Consider the following 18,976-nt stretch of genomic DNA (forward strand, 5'->3'; position numbering starts at 1 on the left):
CCGGGGACTCCCGGCCCTGCGAGGTGACTGATGAAAATCGTGATTGCTCCTGATTCGTTCAAGGAAAGCCTGTCCGCGCCCGACGTCGCCGAGGCTATCGCCCGCGGCTGGCGGCGAGTCTTCCCGCAGGCCGAGGTGTTGCTGCGGCCACTGGCGGACGGCGGCGAAGGCACGGTCGATGCGGTACTCGCCGCCACCGCCGGCGAACGTCGCGAATGCCGTGTCGAAGGCCCGCTCGGTGAGCCGACCCTGGCGCACTGGGGCTGGCTGGACGACGCCACCGCAGTGATCGAAATGGCTTCCGCCAGCGGCTTGCACCTGGTCCCGCGCGACCGCCGCGACGCCACGCGCAGCAGCAGCCGTGGCACTGGCGAGCTGATCCGTGCGGCGCTGGACGCCGGGGCGCGGAAGATTATCCTCGGCCTCGGCGGCAGCGCTACCAACGATGCCGGCGCCGGCCTGCTGGGCGCGCTCGGCGTGCGTTTCCTGGCTGCCGACGGCGAGGAACTGGCGCCCGGCGGCGCCGCGCTGGCTGGCCTGCACAGTCTCGACCTGGGCGGGCTGGATCCGCGCCTGGTGGATGTCGCGGTGGAAGTCGCCGCAGACGTCGACAACCCGCTATGCGGGCCGCGCGGCGCGTCGGCGGTGTTCGGTCCGCAGAAGGGCGCCAGCGCCGAACAGGTGGCGCAACTGGATGCCGCCCTGGCGCACTTCGCCAAGGTGGTCGCGGCGACCCTTGGCGAGGACTTCAGCCGGGTGCCGGGCGTCGGCGCCGCCGGCGGCCTGGGTTTCGCCGCGAGGGCATTCCTCCGCGCGCGTTTCCGCCCAGGCATCGAACTGGTGGCGGAGCTGGCCGGGCTGGCCGATGCGCTGGTCGGTGCCGACCTGGTGCTGACCGGCGAGGGCCGTCTGGATGCGCAGAGCCTGCACGGCAAGACCCCGGTGGGCGTGGCGCGGATCGCGCGCCAGGCCGGCGTTCCCGTGGTAGCCCTGGCCGGCAGCCTGGGCGACGGCTACCAGCGCCTGCACGACGCCGGCATCGATGCGGCGTTCAGCCTGGCGCCGGGACCGATCAGCCTGGAGCAGGCCTGTGCCGGAGCGGCGGCGGAACTGGAGGCGCGCGCCGAGCAGATCGCCCGGCTCTGGCGCCTGGCTCAGGCTTCGCGGGAAGGGTAGTCGGCGGCGGCGCGCTCCAGCCAGGCCGGCAGGTCGCGCCGCTTCACCTTGCTGGCCTTGGCCTCGGCCAGTCGCTGTAACAGATAGTCACGCTTTTGCGGGTCGTCGCCGGCGAATGACAGCGCCAGGTCGCGGTCCATCCAGCGGCGGATGCGCCAGTAGATCCACCAGTGGAAATACAGGCCGGCGGCGGTGGTGACGACGATGATGAAATAGTCCATGGCTGTTCCTTCTGCGGGCGCTCACCCTAGCCGATCGGTCCCGCCGATGAAAGCGGGAGGGTTCGGTCGAAACTGAACGAACCTGTACCATTGCTGAATCGATTCGATTATCTCGCGCCGGCCAGGTGACAGGAGCGGCTGCGGGAGAGTCTAATATTCGTCAGTTATCCCTTTCGGAGATGCCGTTATGCGCAAGTCTGCCTTGATCGTTGCTTCCTTCACCGCCATGGCCCTGGCTCTTGGCGGCTGCCAATCCAGCCTCACCGGCGATACCTACAGCCGTGAGGAAGCCCGTACCGTGCAGACTGTACGCATGGGCACCATCCAGGCCTTGCGCCCGGTCAAGATCGAAGGCACCAAGACCCCGATCGGTTCCATCGCCGGTGCCGGCGTCGGCGGTGTCGCCGGCAGCGCGGTGGGCGGCGGCAAGGGCAGCTACGTCGCGGCCATCATCGGCGCGGTCGCTGGCGGCCTGCTGGGCGCGGCTACCGAAGAAGGCCTGACGCGCACCCAGGGCGTCGAGATCACCGTGCGCGAAGACGACGGCAGCACCCGCGCCTATGTCCAGCAGGTCGACCAGGGCCAGATCTTCCGCGTCGGCGAGCGCGTGCGCATCCTGACCGTCAACGGCACCAGCCGCGTCGCCCACTGATTCTTCCCACGTTATCCCGCGGCCGGCATTTCGCCGGCCGTTTTCGTTGTAGCGCCGAACCACTGCCGGCGTTGTCTTGCTAAGCTTCAAGTCGTTGCCGTTGCAGAGTTTTTTTCGGCTTTCCGGCAGTCGGAACGCCTGAATTTTGTAATAATTCAATCCATGACGTTCGTTCGATAGATTGCGATAATCGTAGTTCCGTCGCGCCGCGCCTGCCGGTGGCCGATGGGGCTTCGAGCTGCTGGCGATCCGGCCGCGCACCGACAACCGCGGGGAAGCACCGCCGGCCAGGCATGCCGGGGGCTCCGCCATCGAAGAGGAGTAGCCCATGATTCTGGCGCTGATCATCGCGCTGCCGTTCATGGGGGCGTTGTTGCCCCTGCTTGCCGAGCGTGGCGGCCGCACCTTGTGCGCGGCGTCCGCCGGCGTGGCGCCGCTGATCGGCCTGATCCTGTTGCTCGGACAGCGCGGCACGGTGTTCGCCGGGCAGACCCTGACCGCCAGCTATTCCTGGCTGCCGGAAATCGGCATCAACCTCAGCTTGCGCCTGGACGGCCTCGGTTTCCTCTTCGCCCTGCTGATCCTCGGCATCGGCCTGCTGGTGATCCTCTACGCCCGCTACTACCTCTCCGAACAGGAGCCGATGGGGCGTTTCTTCGCTTTCCTGCTGCTGTTCATGGGCTCCATGCTCGGCGTGGTGCTCGCGGAAAATCTCTTGCTGATGATGCTCTTCTGGGAGCTGACCAGCCTGTCCTCGTTCCTGCTCATCGGCTTCTGGGGCAGCCGTTCCGACGCCCGCAAGGGTGCGAGGATGGCCCTGACCGTTACCGGAGGGGGCGGCCTGGCGCTGCTGGCCGGGGTGCTGCTGCTCGGCCACATCGCCGGCAGCTTCGAACTCACCGAGGTCCTCGCGGCTGGCGAGCTGATCCGCGCCCACGCTCTGTATCCGCTGGTGCTGATACTGATCCTGCTCGGCGTGTTCACCAAGTCGGCGCAGTTTCCCTTCCATTTCTGGCTGCCCCACGCGATGGCGGCGCCGACCCCGGTTTCCGCGTACCTGCACTCGGCGACCATGGTCAAGGCCGGCGTATTCCTGCTGGCCCGGCTGTATCCGGCGCTGGCCGGCACCGAGTGGTTCTTCTACCTGGTCAGCCTGAGCGGCCTGGTGACGCTGTTGCTGGGGGCCGGTATGGCACTGTTCCAGCATGACCTGAAGGGGCTGCTGGCCTACTCGACGATCAGCCACCTGGGCCTGATCACCCTGCTGTTCGGCCTCGACTCCCCGCTGTCGAACGTCGCCGCGGTGTTCCACATCATCAACCACGCGACCTTCAAGGCCTCGCTGTTCATGGCCGCCGGGATCATCGACCACGAGACCGGCAGCCGCGACATGCGCCTGATCAACGGGATGTGGAAGTACCTGCCGCATACCGCGGTGCTGGCCATCGTCGCCTCCCTGGCGATGGCCGGGGTGCCGCTGCTGAACGGCTTCCTCAGCAAGGAGATGTTCTTCGGCGAAACCCTCAGCCAGAACCTGCTGGGCAGCTTCAACTGGCTGGTGCCGGCGGTGGCGACCCTGGCCGGCGTGTTCTCGGTGGCCTATTCGCTGCGTTTCATCCACGACGTGTTCTTCAACGGCGAGCCGGCCCGGTTGCCGAAGTTCCCGCCCCACGAGCCGCCGCGCTACATGAAGGTACCGGTGGAGATCCTGGTGTTCCTCTGCCTGTTGGTCGGCATGCTGCCGGCCTACACCGTGGCGCCGCTGCTGGCCGCCGCCGCCAGTGCCAGCCTTGGCGGGCAACTGCCGGAATACAGCCTGGCGATCTGGCACGGTTTCAACCTGCCATTGCTGATGAGCGTGGTGGCGCTGGTTGGCGGTGTGCTGGTCTATGTCCTGCGCAAGCCGCTGTTCAACTGGTACGCCGGGTTACCGGAGGTGGACGCCAAGCTGGTCTTCGAGCAGCAGGTGCAACGTGTGGTGGCCCTGGCCGCGCGCCTGACCGCCTGGCTGGAGAACGGGTCACTGCAGCGCTACCTGGCCTGGCTGCTGGGCGCGGCGCTGGTCGTGGTGGCGGTCGAGCTGGCACCGCTGGCGAGGCTGACCGGCTCGCGCGGCCTGACCCCGCTGGACGGTATCACCGCCCTGGGCATGCTGGTGCTGGCCTTCAGCGGCCTGGCCACGGCGCTGTTCCATCGTATGCGCCTGGTCGCGCTATTGATCCTCAGCGTCGCCGGCCTGCTGGTGGCCCTGGCCTTCGCTCGCTTCTCGGCCCCGGACCTGGCGCTGACCCAGTTGTCGGTGGAAGTGGTGACCATGGTCCTGCTGATGCTGGCGCTGTATTTCCTGCCCTCGCGCACTCCGGCGGAGTCCTCCAGCCTGCGCGGCTTGCGCGACGTGGCGCTGGCCGGCGGGGTCGGCATGCTGGTGGCGCTGCTGGCCTACGCGGTGCTGACCCGGCCCTACGAGAGCATCGCCGGATTCTTCGTCGAGAACAGCGTCTCCGGGGGCGGCGGCTACAACGTGGTCAACGTCATCCTGGTGGACTTCCGTGGTTTCGATACCCTCGGCGAGATCAGCGTGCTGGCGATCGCCGGCGTCGGCATCTACGCGATGCTCGCCGGTTTCGCCCTGCACAAGCCGACCTGCGACCCGCAGGGTCGCAACTGGGCCCACGCCAAGCACCCGCTGATCCTGGAAACCCTGTCGCGGGTGCTGCTGCCGCTGGCGTTGCTGATCTCGGTGTTCATCTTCCTGCGCGGCCACAACCTGCCGGGCGGAGGTTTCATCGCCGGCCTGGTGACTGCCATCGCCCTGGTGCTGCAGTACATCGCCAGCGGCTCGCAGTGGGTCGAGCAGCGCCTACCGCTGAACTATGCGGCCATGGCTGGCGCCGGAGTGCTGATCGCCGGGCTCACCGGGCTCGGCAGCTGGCTGTTCGGCTATCCGTTCCTGACTTCCGCGTTCGGCCACTTCGAGTTGCCGCTGATCGGCGAGATCGAGCTGGCCACGGCGATGCTGTTCGACCTCGGCGTGTACCTCACCGTGGTCGGTGCCGCGCTGCTGATCCTGTCCTACCTCGGCAAGCTCAGCCTGATGCCTGAACCCGTCGCACAAGAGGAGGCGCTCTGATGGAAGCCCTGTTCGCCATCACCCTCGGCCTGCTCACCGCCAGCGGCGTCTACCTGCTGCTGCGGGCGAGGACTTTCCCGGTGGTGCTCGGTCTCACGCTGATCTCCTACGCGGTCAACCTGTTCCTGTTCGCCATGGGCCGACTCGGCGGCAGCGTCGCGGTGATCGGCACTCCCGGGGAGTATGGTGATCCGTTGCCGCAGGCGCTGGTGCTGACCGCCATCGTCATCGGCTTCGCCATGACCGCCTTTGTCGTTGTCCTGGCCCTGCGTGGCCTCGGTGACCTCGGCAGCGACCACGTAGATGGACGCCCGGACGAGGAGGAGCCGCGCCCATGAGCCATTGGCTGATCCTGCCGATCCTGCTCCCCCTGTTTGCCGGCAGCCTGCTGCTGTTGCCGCTGGCCGAGCGCTGGCAGCGCGGCCTGTCGTTGCTCGCGGCGCTGGCACTGATCCCCCTGAGCCTGCTGCTGATACGTACGGCCGCCAGCGGCGACCTGAGCGTCTATGCCTTGGGCAACTGGGCCGCGCCGTTCGGCATCGTGCTCATGCTCGATCGTCTCGCCGCCCTGATGCTGCTGGCCACCGCGGTGCTCGGCAGCGCCGCGCTGATCTACGCGCTGCGTGGCGACGACCGCCTGGGCAAGCATTTCCACGCGTTGTTCCAGTTCCAGCTGCTCGGTATCAACGGCGCCTTCCTGACCGGCGACCTGTTCAACCTGTTCGTGTTCTTCGAGATACTCCTGATCGCCTCCTACGCGTTGCTCCTGCATGGCGGCGGCGCGGAGCGGGTGCGCTCGGGCTTGCACTACGTGATCCTAAACCTGGTCGGCTCGGCGTTCTTCCTGATCGCCGTGGGTACCCTGTATGGCCTCACCGGCACCCTGAACATGGCCGACATGGCGCAGAAGATCGCCATGGCAGATGCCGAGCGCGCGCCGCTGCTGGCGGCAGCCGGGCTCCTGCTGCTGGTGGTGTTCGCCCTGAAGGCGGCGCTGTTGCCGCTGTACTTCTGGCTGCCGCGCGCCTATGCCGCGGCCAGCGCGCCGGTGGCGGCGCTGTTCGCGATCATGACCAAGGTCGGCATCTACTCGATCCTGCGGGTCTACACGCTGGTCTTCGGCGATGCCGCCGGCGAGCTGGCCAACCTGGCGCAGGCCTGGCTCTGGCCGCTGGCCCTGGCGACCCTCGGCCTGGGCGCGATCGGTGCCTTGGCGGCGCGGACCCTGCAAAGCCTGCTGGCCTACCTGGTGGTGGTCTCCGCCGGAACCCTCCTGGCTGGCGTGGCGTTGGGCAGCGAGCGGGCGCTGGCGGCGTCGCTGTACTACCTGCTGCACAGTACCTGGATCGCCGGTGGCCTGTTCCTGCTCGCCGACCTGGTCGCCCGCCAGCGCGGCGACAAGGCCGGCGACCTGGTCCAGGGCCCGGCGTTGCAGAATCCTCGGTTGCTCGGCGGGGCTTTCTTCATCGGCGCCATCGCCGTTGCCGGTCTGCCGCCATTGTCGGGGTTCTTCGGCAAGGTCATGCTTTTGCAGTCGGTCGCTCCCGGCAGCCAGGCGCTGGCCCTGTGGAGCGTGGTACTGGGCAGCGGCTTGGTGGCGCTGGTGGCGTTGAGCCGGGCCGGCAGCACGCTGTTCTGGCGCACCGGGCATACCGTGCTCGGTAGCGCCGAACTGGACCACGGCCGCTTGTTCGCCTGCATCCTGTTGCTCTCCGCCGGCCCGTTGCTGGTGTTCGCCGCGAAGCCGCTGCTGGCCTACGTCCAGGCCACCGCGGCGCAGTTGCACGACCTCGACCTGTATCGCCAGATCATCACCCGCGGAGGTGCCGCATGATCAGCCGTTCGTTGCCGCGTCCGCTTCTTCGCGTACTGCCTCATCCCGTGCTTAGTGTCCTGCTGTTGCTGGTCTGGTTGCTGCTGGTGGATTCCTTCGCCATCGGCCACTGGCTGCTCGGCGCCTTCCTCGGCGTGTGCATTCCGCTGCTGACCAACCGCCTGCTGGTCGGGCGCAGCCAGGAGTGGCATCCGTTGCTGCTGTTGAAGCTGCTGGTGCTGGTGATGTGGGACATCCTCGTCGCCAACATCCAGGTCGCCCGCCTGACCCTCGGACCGATCGAGCGCTTGCGTCCGGCCTTCGTCGAGGTGCCGATCGAGCTGGAGAACGACCTCGCCATCAGCGTGCTGGTGAGCATCGTCTCGCTGACCCCGGGGTCGGTGTCGTCGGACCTCAGCGACGACCGCAAGACCTTGCTGGTGCACGGCCTCGACGTGCCGGACAAGGCGGCGCTGATCGCCGAGATCAAGCAACGCTACGAAGCGCCGCTGAAGGAGATCTTCCCATGCTCGCTTACGTGATCCCGCTGTGCCTGGCGCTGCTCGGCCTGGCCCTGTTGCTGACCCTGGCGCGCCTGGTCAAGGGGCCGTGCCTGCCGGACCGGGCGCTGGCGCTGGACACCCTCTACGTGAACGCCATCGCCCTGCTGGTGCTGTACGGCATCTGGCGCGACAGCGACCTGTTCTTCGAGGCGGCGCTGCTGATCGCGGTGCTCGGCTTCGTCGGTACGGTGGCGGTGGCCAAATACATGCTGCGCGGAGACATCATCGAATGACTGGCGAACCCCTGAGCCTGTGGCTGGAAATCATCGTCTCGGCGTTCCTCCTGCTGGGCAGCGCCTTCGTCCTGATCGGCGCGATCGGCCTGTACCGCCTGCGGGACTTCTTCATGCGCCTGCACGGGCCGACCAAGGCCACCACCCTGGGGGTCGGCGGGGTGATCGTCGCCTCGCTGATCTATTTCTCCAACCGCCAGGCGGGCATCAGCCTGCACGAATTGCTGATCAGCCTGTTCCTCTTCATCAGCGCCCCGGTCAGTGCCTACATGCTGGCCAAGGCCGCTGTGCTGCAGCAGTTGCCGCTGGAGAAGAAGACTCGCGGCAAGCCCTGGGAGCAGTGAGGCCCGGCGCAACAGTTTTGCCCGCTTTCTGTGCCTGTCGGCGCAGCTAGCCGGCTGCCTATACTGGGAGTCCTTTTTCCGGCGCCGCGCGGCGCCCGTGGTGGAGATTCCCTTGACTCGGACGCGCTGGTTCGCCCTGGCCTGCCTGATCCTGGCGATGGCGCTGTGGGGCAGTTCGTACGTGGTGCTGAAGGTCGCTTTCCGCGAACTGCCGCCGCTCTGGGTGATCTTCGGTCGCATGGCCCTCGGCAGCCTGGTGTTCCTCGTTGCCTGGCGCTGGCGCGGACGCATCGACTACCGCCCGGGCGACTGGAAGTACCTGCTCGGCCTGGCCGTCTGCGAACCCTGCCTGTACTTCCTCTGCGAATCCTTCGCTCTGCAATACACCAGCGCGGCCCAGGCCGGGATGATCACCGCGCTGCTGCCGTTGCTGGTGGCGGTGGGGGCCTGGTTGCTGCTGCACGAACGGATCGGCCGGATGACCTGGATCGGCTTTGGCCTGGCGGTGCTCGGTTCGATCTGGCTGAGCCTCGCCGGCGAGCCCGACCTGCACGCGCCGCAGCCGCTGCTGGGCAATTTCTTCGAACTTCTCGCGATGCTCTGCGCCACCGGCTATACCCTGTTGCTGAAGCACCTTTCGGCGCGCTACTCGGCATTCGCCCTGACCGCCATGCAGGCCTTCGTCGGCACGCTGTTCTTCCTGCCGCTGGCGCTGGCCAGCGCCGACCTGCCGAGCCAGCCCAGCGCGCTGGGGATCCAGGCGGTGGTGTATCTCGGCGTGGTGGTCACGGTGGGCGCCTACGGCCTGTACAACTTCGGCGTCGGTCGACTGCCGGCCAGCCAGGCATCGGGCTTCATCAACCTGATCCCGGTCTTCACCCTGGTATTCGCCGCGCTGTTCCTCGGCGAAACCCTCAACGGCCCGCAGATGCTCGCTGCCGGCCTGGTCTTCATCGGCGTCGCCATCAGCCAGTGGCGCAGCGCTCCGCCGCCGCCTCCGGCCGGCGTCCTGAACTGAAGGAGTTTCCATGACCGTCGACCACCGCCAATGGGCCCGCGAGGCGATCCGCATCATCGAAGCGGATTTCCAGCGCAGCGCCGATACCCATTTGATCCCCCTGGAGACTCCCGGCCTGCCTGGCGTCGAACTGTACTTCAAGGACGAGTCCAGCCACCCCACCGGCAGCCTCAAGCATCGCCTGGCGCGCTCGCTGTTCCTCTATGCGCTGTGCAACGGCTGGCTCAGGCCGGCCGCGCCGGTGATCGAGGCATCGAGCGGTTCCACGGCGATTTCCGAAGCCTATTTCGCACGCCTGCTGGGCCTGCCCTTCATCGCCGTGATGCCGGCCAGCACCTCGAAGGAAAAGATCGCCCAGATCGCCTTCTACGGCGGCCAGAGCCACCTGGTGGAGGACCCCACCCAGATCTACGCCGAGTCCGAACGCCTGGCGCGGGAGAGCGGTGGCCATTTCATGGACCAGTTCACCTATGCCGAGCGCGCCACCGACTGGCGGGCGAACAACAACATCGCCGAATCGATCTTCCAGCAGATGCGCCACGAGCCGTACCCGACCCCGACCTGGCTGATCTCCAGCCCCGGTACCGGCGGCACCCTGGCGACCCTCGGCCGCTACGTGCGCTATCGCCAGCACTGCACCCGGGTACTCTGCGCCGACGCCGAGCGTTCGGTGTTCTTCGACGCCTATGTCAGCGGCGACCGTGGCCTAACCCTGGATTGCGGTTCGCGGATCGAGGGCATCGGCCGGCCGCGGGTCGAGGCGTCCTTCCTGTCGGAAGTGATCGACGCGATGGTCAAGGTGCCGGACGCCTGGTCGCTGGCGGCCATGCATTACCTGGCCCGGCGCCTGGGGCGGCGGGTCGGCGGCTCCAGCGGAACCAACCTGATCGGCGCCCTGGTGGCCGCACGGCAAATGGTCGCGGCCGGCGAGAAGGGGTCGCTGGTGGCGATTCTCTGCGATGGCGGCGAACGCTATGCGACCACCTATTACGATCCGGTCTGGCTGGCCAGGCAGGGCTATGCGCTGGAACCCCTGGTCGAGGCGCTGGCTGCCTGCGTCGAGCGCGGCGTGGCGTTGCCCGACGGGCTGCTGGTGGTTGGACTTTGAAGGAGTGGATATGCACCGTTTGCGAGCTGCCGAAACCGGCGATATCGAGGTCATGACCGACCTGCTGCTGAGCCACGGGCCGAATCCCTGGAACCATTTGCCGGAGGAGGGGGTGCGTGCGCATCTGCGAGCCATCGCCGACGGCGAGGTGCGGGCCGTCCTGGCCGAGCGCGACGATCGGCTGCTGGGGTTCGCCAGCTTCCGCCGCACCGAGGATTTCGCCCATTACCAGCCGCAGCGTGCCGATGCGCCGCGGGCCTACATCTGCGAGGCGGTAGTGCATCCGGCGGCGGCCGGCCAGGGGCTCGGCAGCGCGTTGCTGGAGGCGGTGCTGGCCCAACTGGCCGACGAAGGCATCGAGGACGTCTATATTGATCGTCACGAAGAGAACCTGGCGTCGGCGGGAATGATGCGCAAGGCCGGCTTCGTCGAGCTGGAAACCTACGCCGATCCGGCGCGGCGACCGAACGGCTCGGGGCGCTCGACAGTGTGCCATCGCAATCTTTCCCTCCAGCGCAGAGCCGTGCGATGAGTTTCATCCGCCTCAAGGTGCGCGCCGCCTTCATGGTCCACGGCTACGACGCGGACAACCGGGAAATCGTCGAGCAGATCGGCGAGGAACGCTTCGTCGAGAAACTGCTGCGCATCGAACGGATCCAGTCGATCAGCGAGAAATACCTGCTGGTCAGCGCCTCCCACGGGCGCGTCGCCTACTGGGAATACGAGGGCGGCCTGACGGCGCTGCGGCGGCGCCTGGAGCAGGCCGGACTGCTCTTGTAGGGAAGGGCCGCCGCTGCGCGGCCCCTCGCTTCACTTGCCCAGTGCGCCCGGATAGGCGCAGCCGCGCAGCGTCTCGCCATCGATGCGCAGTTCGGCGGAGTAGCTGCTGAAGGCGCCGCTCATGCTGTCGGTGCAGGACGACGGGGCGATCCACAATTCGACCTTCTTGCCGTTCGCCTCGCTGGAATAGCTGGTGCTGCCGTTCGGCAGTTCCTCGGCGACGTAAGGCAAGGCCAGGGTCTCGTGTTCCGGGCGGTCCAGGCGCAGGCCCTGGTTGTTCACCCTGGCGCTCCAGAAGGGTTCGTTGCCGTTGGCGGCGAAGGTCAGCAGCTTGAAGTTCGGGTCGTCGCAGCCGGGGCCCTCGTTCTGCACGCGGTACAGTCGGCTGACCTCCAGCTTGCCGTCGGTACCGCGGACCTTGGCCGGTCCCATGGTGCCGCGCAGGTCGACGAACAGGCCCTGGGCGCCGTCGTCGAACAGGCTGTCGGCTTCGCGGCGCAGGCCGGTATTGGCCACGTCCTCGATGCTGAACAGGCGCTTCTCGGTACAGGGGCGGAATTGCAGCGCGCCGTTGATCTTCACCAGTTCGCCCTGGAAGCGGGTGTCTACACTGGTGCTCGGCGATTCGGGCTTCCACACCTGGCAGGCGGCGAACAAGGGGAGCAGGCTGTAGACCAGCAGACGGGCAGGGCGCATAGGGAAGACTCCATCGAAAATGCGCCCACGTTACCGAGCGTCCGGGCCTAGCTCAAGTCCGGATCGGACTTCATCGCAACCAGGGAGTCGATCGATGATCCAATGCAAGCGTGTATACGAACCGGCGTCGCCCGCCGATGGCCGGCGCGTACTGGTGGACCGGCTGTGGCCGCGCGGCATCCGCAGGGAGGCCCTGGCCATGGACGACTGGCTGAAGGACGTGGCGCCCTCCAACGAGGTGCGCAAGCAGTTCTGCCACGATCCGGCACTCTTCGACAGCTTCCGCGAACACTACCGCGCCGAGTTGCAGGCGCACCCGGAACATTGGTGGGGCCTGCTCGACAGCGCTCGGGAGGGCACCCTGACGCTGCTCTACGGCGCCCACGACCAGCAGCACAACAATGCCGTGGTGCTGGCCGAGTTCCTCGAGGAGGAGCTGGACCGCCAGCAGCCGGGCAGTTCGCCGACCTGCTACGCCGACCGCTTCTCCTGAGAAATATCGCTTACCAGATGCGGTACACCTGGCCGGTCTGCGCGCCTTCCACGCTGCGTGCGTAACCCAGCGCGGCGTCCGCCGCCGGAACCGGCTTGAAGCCACGGAAGTAGGGCGCGTAGCCGGGCAGCGCCTCGCTGACCACGGTCGGGCTGACGGCGTTGATGCGCAGGCCGCGCGGCAACTCCAGGGCTGCGCCGCGGACGAAGCCCTCGACGGCGCAGTTGACCATGCTCGCCGAACTGCCGAAGCGGATCGGCTGCTCGGCGAGCACGCCGCTGGTGAGGGTGAAGGAGCCCCCGTCGTTGGCGTACTCGCGGCCGAGCAGTACCAGGTTGACCTGGCCCATCAGCTTGTCGCGCAGGCCGAGCTGGTATTGCGCCTCGCCCATTTCCTCCAGGGCGCCGAAGTGCACCTTGCCGACCGCGGCGACCAGCGCGTCGAAGCGACCGGTTTTCTCGAACAGGGCGCGAATGGAGTCTGAGTCGCTGATGTCGACCTGGAAATCGCCGCTGCTGTGGCCTACCCGGACGATCTCGTGGCGCTCGCAGAGTTCTTTGTCGATACCCTTGCCAAGGGTGCCGCTGGCGCCGATCAGGATGATTTTCATACAGGCCTCTCGTTGAGTGAAGGTGAGTGGTTTCCAGTGTAGAGTCGCTTTTGCCATGGATAATCCTGTCAATCGACAACCTACCGTTTTCATAGGGAAACAATCGTGAAGGACCTGGACGATCTCGCCGCCTTCGCCGTACTCCACGACCTGGGCAGTTTCACCCGCGCCGCCGAGCGTCTCGGTTGCAGCAAGGGCCAACTGTCGAAGCGCATTGGCGTCCTCGAGCAGAAGCTCGGCGTGACCCTCTTGCACCGCACCACCCGCCGTCTTTCGCTGACCGCCGCCGGCGCCGCGCTGCTGCCCGAGGCGCAGGCCTTGCTGGTGCCGGCCGAGCGCGCGCGGCAGGCGGTGGCGCGCTTGCAGGAGCGAGCGGAAGGACGGGTGCGGGTGACCCTCCCGGTCTCGCTGGGCGAGACCCTGTTCGATGCACTGCTGGAGGACTTCCAGGAACGCCATCCGCTGCTGCGCGTCGAGCTGGACCTGTACAACGGCCTGCGCGACCTGGTTGGCGAGGGATTCGACCTGGCGATTCGCTCTGGGGTCGAGCAGGACGCCCGGCTGGTGGCGCGGCCGCTGTTCGTCCTGCAGGAAATCACCTGCGCCAGTCCCGCCTACCTGGCGCGACACGGCGAGCCGCAACGCCCGGCCGAGCTGGCCGAGCGCGAGTGCCTGCTGAACTCGCACTACAGCGGCCACGAGGAGTGGCTCTATCACCGCCACCATCGGCTGGAGCGGGTACGGGTTGCCGGCTTTCTCGCCAGCAACCACTACAGCCTGTTGAAGAAAGCCGCGCTGGCCGGCACCGGCATCGCCCGGCTGCCGTCATACATGGTCCACGACGAACTGGGCGACGGCCGCCTGGCCTGGTTGCTGCGCGACTACCAGACGCGCAGCACGCCGATGTTCCTCGTCCATCCGTTCCAGGGCGGCCTGCCGCGGCGCACCCAGGTACTCGCCGATTACCTGCTCGACTGGTTCGAGCGCAGCCGGCGACAATTGATCGGCCTGGAGGGTTGAACATTTCGCCGCGACGCGGCTCTATTGCACTCCGGGCCGCTTCCATGCGGCCTGAGGCTCATCGCGGGCACGTCGTTGCACAAGGAACGTGACGGAACGTGGCAGAATCCCGCACCGGACCGCTCGCGTGCGAGCGGACGCCATTCATCGAACGCTTGGATAGGGACATGCAAAGCAGCTTTCCGCAATCGAACACTCCCCAGATCCGTCGCGCCGGAGTCGACCTCAACGGCGTGATGTCGGTGCTCAGCAAGCACCTCTATTCCACGCCCACCGTGGCGTTGCGCGAGCTGGTGCAGAACGCCCACGACTCGATCCTCCGTCGCCGCCTGGAGCAGCCCGACTGGCAAGGGCCGTCGCGAATCGAGGTGATCGGCGACAGTGCCAGCAACACCGTGCGCATCGTCGACACCGGCGCCGGGCTCACCGAGCACGAAATCCACGCCTACCTGGCCACCGTCGGCGTCGGCTACACCCGCGGACTGCGCCAGTCCGGCCACGAGGACAGCGGGCTGATCGGCATGTTCGGCCTGGGCTTCCTCTCCGCTTTCGTCCTGGCCCGCCGGGTCAGCGTGCGGACCACGTCCTACCAGCAGCCGGAACTGGGCTTCTGCTACGTCTCCAGCAACGCCGAGCAATACAGCGTGACGCCGATGCCGGCGCGCCCGGTGGGTACCGAGATCACCCTCGAACTGCAGGACGAATACAGTGCGCTGACCCAGGCCGCGCGCCTGCGCGAGATCCTCGAACGCTACTGCGTGCTGCTGCGCGAGCCGATCCACGTCGGCGGCGACGCCCAGTCGATCAACCCGGAGCCGCCGCCGTGGCGGCTGGCCGCCGACGCCGCGCTGCACCCGCTGCAACGGCAGCGCCGCGACCTGGAGTTCGCCGCACGCTTCGAGCACGACTTCGAGCCGATCTGCTGCCTGCCGGTGCGCCCGGACGAGCGGGTCGACGTGCAGGGCCTGCTGTGGATTCAGGACGGCGGCACCTATGGCACCAGCGACAACCGCAATCTCTCGGTATTCCTTCGCGGCATGCTGCTCGACGATGACGCCCGCGACCTGCTGCCGTCCTGGGCCGGGTTCGTCGGCGGGGTGATCGAATCGAACCGCCTGACGCCCACCGCCAGCCGCGAGGACCTGCAGCGTGACGACCATTACGCGGCGATCCAGCATGCGCTGGCCGAGGCGCTGATCGCCGGGCTCGGCGAGGTGGCGCGGCAGCAGCCGGAGGCCTGGCGGCGGGTCCTGCTGCGGCACAACGAGGCCCTGCTGGGAGCGGCGTTGTGCGACGAGCGTCTGTTCGCGCTGATGATGGACAGCCTGCGCGTACCCACCTCCCAGGGCGACCTCCCGGCTTCCGAACTCCTTTCGCGCGGAGCGGTGCATGTGCTGCTGGACAACGACAGCGGCTTCGAGGAAATGCTGTTCCGTGCCATGGGCGTACCGGTGGCCCATGGCAATCGCTATGCGGTGGTACCCTTCCTCCGTCGCTGGGCGCAGGCCAAGGGGATGCGCCTGGTGGAGCTGGGCACCGAGCAGGGCAACCGCCAGTTGTTCCGCCTCGACCGACTGCCCGAGCGCGAGACCGGCTGGCTGGCCGAACACCTGGGCGGCGCCGAGGAGCAGCTGGTGATCGCCCGCTTCAGCCCCGAGGAATTGCCGCTTGTGGTGGTGCCTGACCGCGACGCCGAACTCAAGCGGCGACTGGAGGACGACGAGGCCGACAAGCGTATTTCCACCGCGGCGTTGCGCCTGGCCCGGCAGTTCACCCGCAAGCTCGACAATTGCCAGCCGAGCCGGCTCTACGTCAACCTCGACAATCCGGCGGTGCAGGCGCTGCTCGCGGCCGTCGGCGAGGAACGCGACGAAGCGGCCCATGCGGCGTTGCTGCTGCGCTCGTTCAAAGTGATCATCGCCGGACAGGGACGCGGCCAGCCCGCGACCTCGCTGAACCAGGCCCTGGCCGGACTCGCCGATTCGGTGAAGCGCCTGCTGGGGCAATAAGAAAATTCGCAACACGCCTGATGGAGACTGAAGCATATGGATATCTGGAACTGGGTGGAGAAGCTCCGCGCCGACCTGCGTGAGGCCGGCCAGGAGCAGAGTGCGCGGCTGATCGACGAACTCACCGCGTACGTCTGCGACCTCGAGGTGGAGCGCGCCGAGGCGCTGTTGCCGGAGGTCAAGGCGCTGAGCCGGACGTTGAACAACCCGTGGCTGGAAATCTTCGTCCGCCACTGGGAAATGCGTAACCGGGTCGGCAACCAACTGGAGGGTGAGACCGCCCTGGCCGACGCCGTTTCCCTGTTCGAACTGGCCAACCGCGACGACACCCAGGCCTGCCCGCAGTCGGTCTGCGTGACCCAGGACCTGGCGTCGTGCTACGCCAACGTCGACGGCCCGGGCTGGGTGGAGGAACGCATCGAGGTGTGCGACGAGACCCTGGCGCGGATCGACCCGACCTGGGCCTGCTTCCACTGTCTGAGCAACGAGAAGGCCGAGGCGCTGCTCGACGACGGGCGCGGCGAAGATGCCCTGGCCTTCCTGGCCGAACAGGAGAAGAAGATCCTCGCCGCCGGCGAGGAGGTATTCGACAGCCTCCTGGAGATGCGCGTGGCGATCCTGCTGAACCTGGGGCGCGCGGAACAGGCGCTGGCCCTGATCGGCGAGATGGAGGAGAAGGTCGAGGGCGCGGAGTGGAACAACATCAGCCAGCCGCGGCGTCTGTACAAGGCCCACGGCCTGGCGTTGCTGGGGCGCGACGAGGAGGCCCTGGAGGCGCTGCTGCCGTTCTCCGAGATTGCCCCGCGCTATCGTACGATCTGGCTGCGCGCCGTCTACCTGCTGCTGCAACGGACCCCTGAGCGCAACACCTGGGACTTCGGCGGGCGCCTGCAGCAGATGCTCGAACACTACTCGCAGAAGGGCGCGCACCGGGTGGTCATCGATGTTGCCAGCCAGGCCATCCGCCTCGCGTTGCAACGCGGTTCGGTATGGAGCGCCAGGCGCCACCTGGCGCTGGCCGAACAGCATGCTCAACAGTTGCAGCGCGATCGGGGCGCCAGCCAGTTGCTCGCCGGGTTGAGGGAGGAGATCGATGCCGCGCCGCAGCAGCAGGAGCTGCCGGTGCCGGCTGCGGAGTTGCTCGACTGGCTGGCTGCGCAGGGCAGCGAAGACGCGCCGCGCAACCCGGAGAAAGAAGTGCAGTGGCTGCTCCAGGCGCTGGCCGAGCGGCCCGACGACACCGCCTTGCGCGAAGTGGCCGCCTCGGCGCTACAGGCCTGCTCCGCCGACGACGAGGCCATCGACCTGCTCTGGGAGTACGTCGAGCGCCACACCGACGAGGAGCAGCAACTGGCCTACTACCTGCTCAATGCCTTGCTGGCCCGCGGCGAGTACGACCAGGTCAAGCGCCTCGGCCGGCTCTACGCCGACAGCGTGCCGCTGATCGCGCTGTGGAGCGAAGTCAAGCTGGCCGAGAAACTCAACGACTGGCCGGAGCTGGAGCGCGCCAGCCAATCGGTGCTGGAAATTTCTCCCGGCTCGCTGGGAGCCCACAGCCTGCTGGGTAAGGCGCTGATGGAGCAGGATCGCTTCGCCGAGGCGGCGCTGGCCTACCAGCGTCTGGCCGGCAAGCTGGAGGAGCCGCAGTCGGTGCAGTGGGACCAGATGACCGCCGCCAGCGCCGCGCGCGACTGGAAGATGCTGCGCGAGGTCGCTGCCGGCATGGGCATGGAGTTCGCCGCCGGCGACGGACCGATCGAGGAAGACTGGGGCTGGGTGATCGTCCGCTACATCGAGGATGGCGAAGCGCTCGACTACTACGCCCGGCGCACCGGCCCGGTGACCGCGCGGGTCCTCGAGAACGCGCCGGGCAACCGCAGCCAGCGGGTCGGTGACTGGGTGGTGTTCGACGCCGGCCTGATCTATCCGGCTCCGGAAGACGAGGAGGAACGCAAGCGTTTCGTTCCCACCTATGCGGTGGTGCACGTCCTCGAGAGCGGTGGTTACTCGCCGAGCTGGCTGGTGGACGGCGTCTATCCGGGCGACGAGGCCTTCGACGCCTTCCGCGAAACGCTCGACGCGCGCGGCTGGAAGGTCTGGGTGCACAGCAACCGCGACTACCAGGTCACCGATGCCAGCAGCGGCGAGGAACTGCGGGCGATCTACTTCACCGTCGCGACACCCGCGCAGCAGGCGCCGCGAGACCTGCACCAGGCGTTGCAGGAGGCCACCGGGCAATGGCCGCACCGCATGTGCTGGCTGCGCCTGGCGGAAGCGGCGGAGGTCGACACCCAGCCGCACCTGGACGCTATCGAGCGCTACGGCCTGTAGCCGGTACGCCTCGGCATAAAAAACGGCCCGTGAGGGCCGTTTTCGTATGCGCTGAAGTCTCCGGCGGGACGGTGCTCAGCCGCCGAGGTAGGCGTCGCGCACCTTCGGGTTGGTCAGCAGGGCGGCGCCGGTGTCGTGCATGACGATCCGGCCGTTCTCCAGCACGTAGGCGCGATCGGCGAGCTTCAACGCCTGGTTGGCGTTCTGCTCGACGAGGAACACGGTGACGCCTTCGCGACGCAGCTGCTCGATGATCTCGAAGATCTGCTGGATGATGATCGGCGCCAGGCCGAGCGAAGGTTCGTCCAACAGCAACAGCTTTGGCTTGCTCATCAGCGCGCGGCCGATGGCGAGCATCTGCTGTTCGCCGCCGGACATGGTCCCGGCGCGCTGTTCGTAGCGTTCCTTCAGGCGCGGGAAGAGTTCCAGCACCTTGTCCATCTGCACCTGGTAGTCGTCCTTGTCGGTGAAGAAGCCGCCCATCGCCAGGTTTTCTTCCACCGTCAGGCGGGAGAAGACCCGGCGGCCTTCCGGGACCACCGCGATGCTCTTGCGCATGATGGTGGAGGAGGGCAGGCCGACCAGTTCCTCGCCTTCGTAGCGGATGCTGCCGCTGGCCGCCTGCGGCGAGCCGCAGAGCGTCATCAGCAGGGTCGACTTGCCGGCGCCGTTGGCGCCGATCAGGGTGACGATCTCGCCCTTCTTCACTTCCACGCTGACGTCGTGCAGCGCCTGGATCTTGCCGTAGTAGGTGGAAACCTTGTCGAAACTCAGCATGC

The 18,976-nt window shown here is 67.5% G+C and carries 20 protein-coding genes; 16 read left to right on the plus strand and 4 right to left on the minus strand.

All coding sequences use genetic code 11. The annotated features are described in order from the left end of the window. The first annotated feature begins 30 nt into the window (after nucleotides 1–30). Nucleotides 31–1,176, plus strand: coding sequence for a glycerate kinase (locus JHD77_RS16940; RefSeq protein ID WP_003082051.1), 1,146 nt, complete (start codon nucleotides 31–33; stop codon nucleotides 1,174–1,176). Here the strand turns inward: JHD77_RS16940 and JHD77_RS16945 are convergent. Further along, nucleotides 1,155–1,397: a hypothetical protein gene (locus JHD77_RS16945; RefSeq protein WP_003082053.1), complete on the minus strand. Its 243-nt coding sequence runs from the start codon at nucleotides 1,395–1,397 to the stop codon at nucleotides 1,155–1,157. The genes JHD77_RS16940 and JHD77_RS16945 overlap by 22 nt on opposite strands. Before the next feature lie 187 nt (nucleotides 1,398–1,584). On the opposite strand from JHD77_RS16945, the gene JHD77_RS16950 reads away from it, so the two are divergent. The 11 genes from JHD77_RS16950 (at nucleotide 1,585) to JHD77_RS17000 (ending at nucleotide 11,038) form a co-directional block, all read left to right on the plus strand. Continuing rightward, on the plus strand, nucleotides 1,585–2,049 hold the full coding sequence (locus JHD77_RS16950) for a glycine zipper 2TM domain-containing protein (protein ID WP_003082056.1): 465 nt from the start codon (nucleotides 1,585–1,587) through the stop codon (nucleotides 2,047–2,049). Nucleotides 2,050–2,377: 328 nt separating this feature from the next. Further along, nucleotides 2,378–5,179, plus strand: a complete 2,802-nt coding sequence (locus tag JHD77_RS16955) for a monovalent cation/H+ antiporter subunit A (protein WP_003082059.1) — start codon at nucleotides 2,378–2,380, stop codon at nucleotides 5,177–5,179. Beyond that, nucleotides 5,179–5,517 carry a Na+/H+ antiporter subunit C gene (locus JHD77_RS16960; RefSeq protein WP_003082068.1) on the plus strand — a complete coding sequence of 113 codons (339 nt, stop codon included), beginning with the start codon at nucleotides 5,179–5,181 and terminating at the stop codon, nucleotides 5,515–5,517. The genes JHD77_RS16955 and JHD77_RS16960 overlap by 1 nt, the downstream gene beginning before the upstream one ends. Next, entirely contained in the window at nucleotides 5,514–7,013 is a 1,500-nt protein-coding gene (locus tag JHD77_RS16965) for a monovalent cation/H+ antiporter subunit D (RefSeq protein WP_003123177.1), read from the plus strand. The genes JHD77_RS16960 and JHD77_RS16965 overlap by 4 nt, the downstream gene beginning before the upstream one ends. Continuing rightward, a complete protein-coding gene (locus tag JHD77_RS16970) occupies nucleotides 7,010–7,534 on the plus strand; it encodes a Na+/H+ antiporter subunit E (protein WP_003112515.1) in 525 nt (174 codons plus the stop codon). Before JHD77_RS16965 ends, JHD77_RS16970 begins: the two co-directional genes overlap by 4 nt. Further along, on the plus strand, nucleotides 7,519–7,788 hold the full coding sequence (locus JHD77_RS16975; RefSeq protein ID WP_003082079.1) for a K+/H+ antiporter subunit F: 270 nt from the start codon (nucleotides 7,519–7,521) through the stop codon (nucleotides 7,786–7,788). The genes JHD77_RS16970 and JHD77_RS16975 overlap by 16 nt, the downstream gene beginning before the upstream one ends. Next, a complete protein-coding gene (locus tag JHD77_RS16980; RefSeq protein WP_016851900.1) occupies nucleotides 7,785–8,132 on the plus strand; it encodes a Na+/H+ antiporter subunit G in 348 nt (115 codons plus the stop codon). Before JHD77_RS16975 ends, JHD77_RS16980 begins: the two co-directional genes overlap by 4 nt. A 112-nt stretch (nucleotides 8,133–8,244) precedes the next feature. After that, nucleotides 8,245–9,150 (plus strand): DMT family transporter, encoded by a 906-nt coding sequence (locus JHD77_RS16985; RefSeq protein ID WP_003082086.1) that lies wholly within the window; start codon nucleotides 8,245–8,247, stop codon nucleotides 9,148–9,150. Nucleotides 9,151–9,160: 10 nt separating this feature from the next. Next, the gene (locus tag JHD77_RS16990; RefSeq protein ID WP_031756156.1) at nucleotides 9,161–10,258 is read left to right on the plus strand and encodes a PLP-dependent cysteine synthase family protein; all 1,098 of its coding nucleotides are present in this window, start codon (nucleotides 9,161–9,163) and stop codon (nucleotides 10,256–10,258) included. Between the two features lie 10 nt (nucleotides 10,259–10,268). Then, the gene (locus JHD77_RS16995) at nucleotides 10,269–10,790 is read left to right on the plus strand and encodes a GNAT family N-acetyltransferase (protein ID WP_031756157.1); all 522 of its coding nucleotides are present in this window, start codon (nucleotides 10,269–10,271) and stop codon (nucleotides 10,788–10,790) included. Beyond that, nucleotides 10,787–11,038: a hypothetical protein gene (locus tag JHD77_RS17000; protein ID WP_003082096.1), complete on the plus strand. Its 252-nt coding sequence runs from the start codon at nucleotides 10,787–10,789 to the stop codon at nucleotides 11,036–11,038. The genes JHD77_RS16995 and JHD77_RS17000 overlap by 4 nt, the downstream gene beginning before the upstream one ends. Nucleotides 11,039–11,068: 30 nt before the next feature. Here the strand turns inward: JHD77_RS17000 and JHD77_RS17005 are convergent, their stop codons facing one another. Beyond that, on the minus strand, nucleotides 11,069–11,734 hold the full coding sequence (locus JHD77_RS17005; RefSeq protein ID WP_003082099.1) for a COG3650 family protein: 666 nt from the start codon (nucleotides 11,732–11,734) through the stop codon (nucleotides 11,069–11,071). 94 nt (nucleotides 11,735–11,828) lie between these two features. Here JHD77_RS17005 and JHD77_RS17010 point away from each other — a divergent pair, with 94 nt between their 5' ends. Beyond that, complete coding sequence (locus tag JHD77_RS17010) at nucleotides 11,829–12,227, plus strand: DUF488 domain-containing protein (RefSeq protein ID WP_031756159.1); 399 nt, start codon at nucleotides 11,829–11,831, stop codon at nucleotides 12,225–12,227. A 10-nt stretch (nucleotides 12,228–12,237) separates the two neighbouring features. Here JHD77_RS17010 and JHD77_RS17015 read toward each other — a convergent pair whose 3' ends face one another. Next, nucleotides 12,238–12,837, minus strand: a complete 600-nt coding sequence (locus JHD77_RS17015) for a short chain dehydrogenase (protein ID WP_015648327.1) — start codon at nucleotides 12,835–12,837, stop codon at nucleotides 12,238–12,240. A gap of 105 nt (nucleotides 12,838–12,942) precedes the next feature. Here JHD77_RS17015 and JHD77_RS17020 point away from each other — a divergent pair, with 105 nt between their 5' ends. The 3 genes from JHD77_RS17020 (at nucleotide 12,943) to JHD77_RS17030 (ending at nucleotide 18,197) form a co-directional block, all read left to right on the plus strand. Then, nucleotides 12,943–13,857 (plus strand): LysR family transcriptional regulator, encoded by a 915-nt coding sequence (locus JHD77_RS17020; RefSeq protein WP_191519254.1) that lies wholly within the window; start codon nucleotides 12,943–12,945, stop codon nucleotides 13,855–13,857. Between the two features lie 98 nt (nucleotides 13,858–13,955). Then, nucleotides 13,956–15,866 (plus strand): ATP-binding protein, encoded by a 1,911-nt coding sequence (locus JHD77_RS17025; RefSeq protein ID WP_029611022.1) that lies wholly within the window; start codon nucleotides 13,956–13,958, stop codon nucleotides 15,864–15,866. A 36-nt stretch (nucleotides 15,867–15,902) separates the two neighbouring features. Beyond that, entirely contained in the window at nucleotides 15,903–18,197 is a 2,295-nt protein-coding gene (locus JHD77_RS17030) for a hypothetical protein (protein WP_191519253.1), read from the plus strand. A gap of 75 nt (nucleotides 18,198–18,272) precedes the next feature. On the opposite strand, the gene JHD77_RS17035 is transcribed toward JHD77_RS17030, so the two are convergent. After that, on the minus strand, nucleotides 18,273–18,974 hold the full coding sequence (locus tag JHD77_RS17035) for an ABC transporter ATP-binding protein (RefSeq protein ID WP_003086389.1): 702 nt from the start codon (nucleotides 18,972–18,974) through the stop codon (nucleotides 18,273–18,275). Between the last annotated feature and the right edge of the window lie 2 nt (nucleotides 18,975–18,976).

Source organism: Pseudomonas sp. P20, from assembly GCF_016463925.1.
Classification (GTDB): Bacteria; Pseudomonadota; Gammaproteobacteria; order Pseudomonadales; family Pseudomonadaceae; genus Pseudomonas; species Pseudomonas aeruginosa.

Coding starts and splice junctions, on each gene's coding strand:
- JHD77_RS16955 (WP_003082059.1), top strand. CDS start 2,378: ATGATTCTGGCGCTGATCATCGCGCTGCCGTTCATGGGGGCGTTGTTG.
- JHD77_RS16995 (WP_031756157.1), top strand. CDS start 10,269: ATGCACCGTTTGCGAGCTGCCGAAACCGGCGATATCGAGGTCATGACC.
- JHD77_RS16975 (WP_003082079.1), top strand. CDS start 7,519: ATGCTCGCTTACGTGATCCCGCTGTGCCTGGCGCTGCTCGGCCTGGCC.
- JHD77_RS17035 (WP_003086389.1), bottom strand. CDS start 18,974: ATGCTGAGTTTCGACAAGGTTTCCACCTACTACGGCAAGATCCAGGCG.
- JHD77_RS17015 (WP_015648327.1), bottom strand. CDS start 12,837: ATGAAAATCATCCTGATCGGCGCCAGCGGCACCCTTGGCAAGGGTATC.
- JHD77_RS16945 (WP_003082053.1), bottom strand. CDS start 1,397: ATGGACTATTTCATCATCGTCGTCACCACCGCCGCCGGCCTGTATTTC.
- JHD77_RS16990 (WP_031756156.1), top strand. CDS start 9,161: ATGACCGTCGACCACCGCCAATGGGCCCGCGAGGCGATCCGCATCATC.
- JHD77_RS17005 (WP_003082099.1), bottom strand. CDS start 11,734: ATGCGCCCTGCCCGTCTGCTGGTCTACAGCCTGCTCCCCTTGTTCGCC.
- JHD77_RS16950 (WP_003082056.1), top strand. CDS start 1,585: ATGCGCAAGTCTGCCTTGATCGTTGCTTCCTTCACCGCCATGGCCCTG.
- JHD77_RS16960 (WP_003082068.1), top strand. CDS start 5,179: ATGGAAGCCCTGTTCGCCATCACCCTCGGCCTGCTCACCGCCAGCGGC.
- JHD77_RS16970 (WP_003112515.1), top strand. CDS start 7,010: ATGATCAGCCGTTCGTTGCCGCGTCCGCTTCTTCGCGTACTGCCTCAT.
- JHD77_RS17010 (WP_031756159.1), top strand. CDS start 11,829: ATGATCCAATGCAAGCGTGTATACGAACCGGCGTCGCCCGCCGATGGC.
- JHD77_RS17000 (WP_003082096.1), top strand. CDS start 10,787: ATGAGTTTCATCCGCCTCAAGGTGCGCGCCGCCTTCATGGTCCACGGC.
- JHD77_RS16940 (WP_003082051.1), top strand. CDS start 31: ATGAAAATCGTGATTGCTCCTGATTCGTTCAAGGAAAGCCTGTCCGCG.
- JHD77_RS16965 (WP_003123177.1), top strand. CDS start 5,514: ATGAGCCATTGGCTGATCCTGCCGATCCTGCTCCCCCTGTTTGCCGGC.
- JHD77_RS17030 (WP_191519253.1), top strand. CDS start 15,903: ATGGATATCTGGAACTGGGTGGAGAAGCTCCGCGCCGACCTGCGTGAG.
- JHD77_RS16980 (WP_016851900.1), top strand. CDS start 7,785: ATGACTGGCGAACCCCTGAGCCTGTGGCTGGAAATCATCGTCTCGGCG.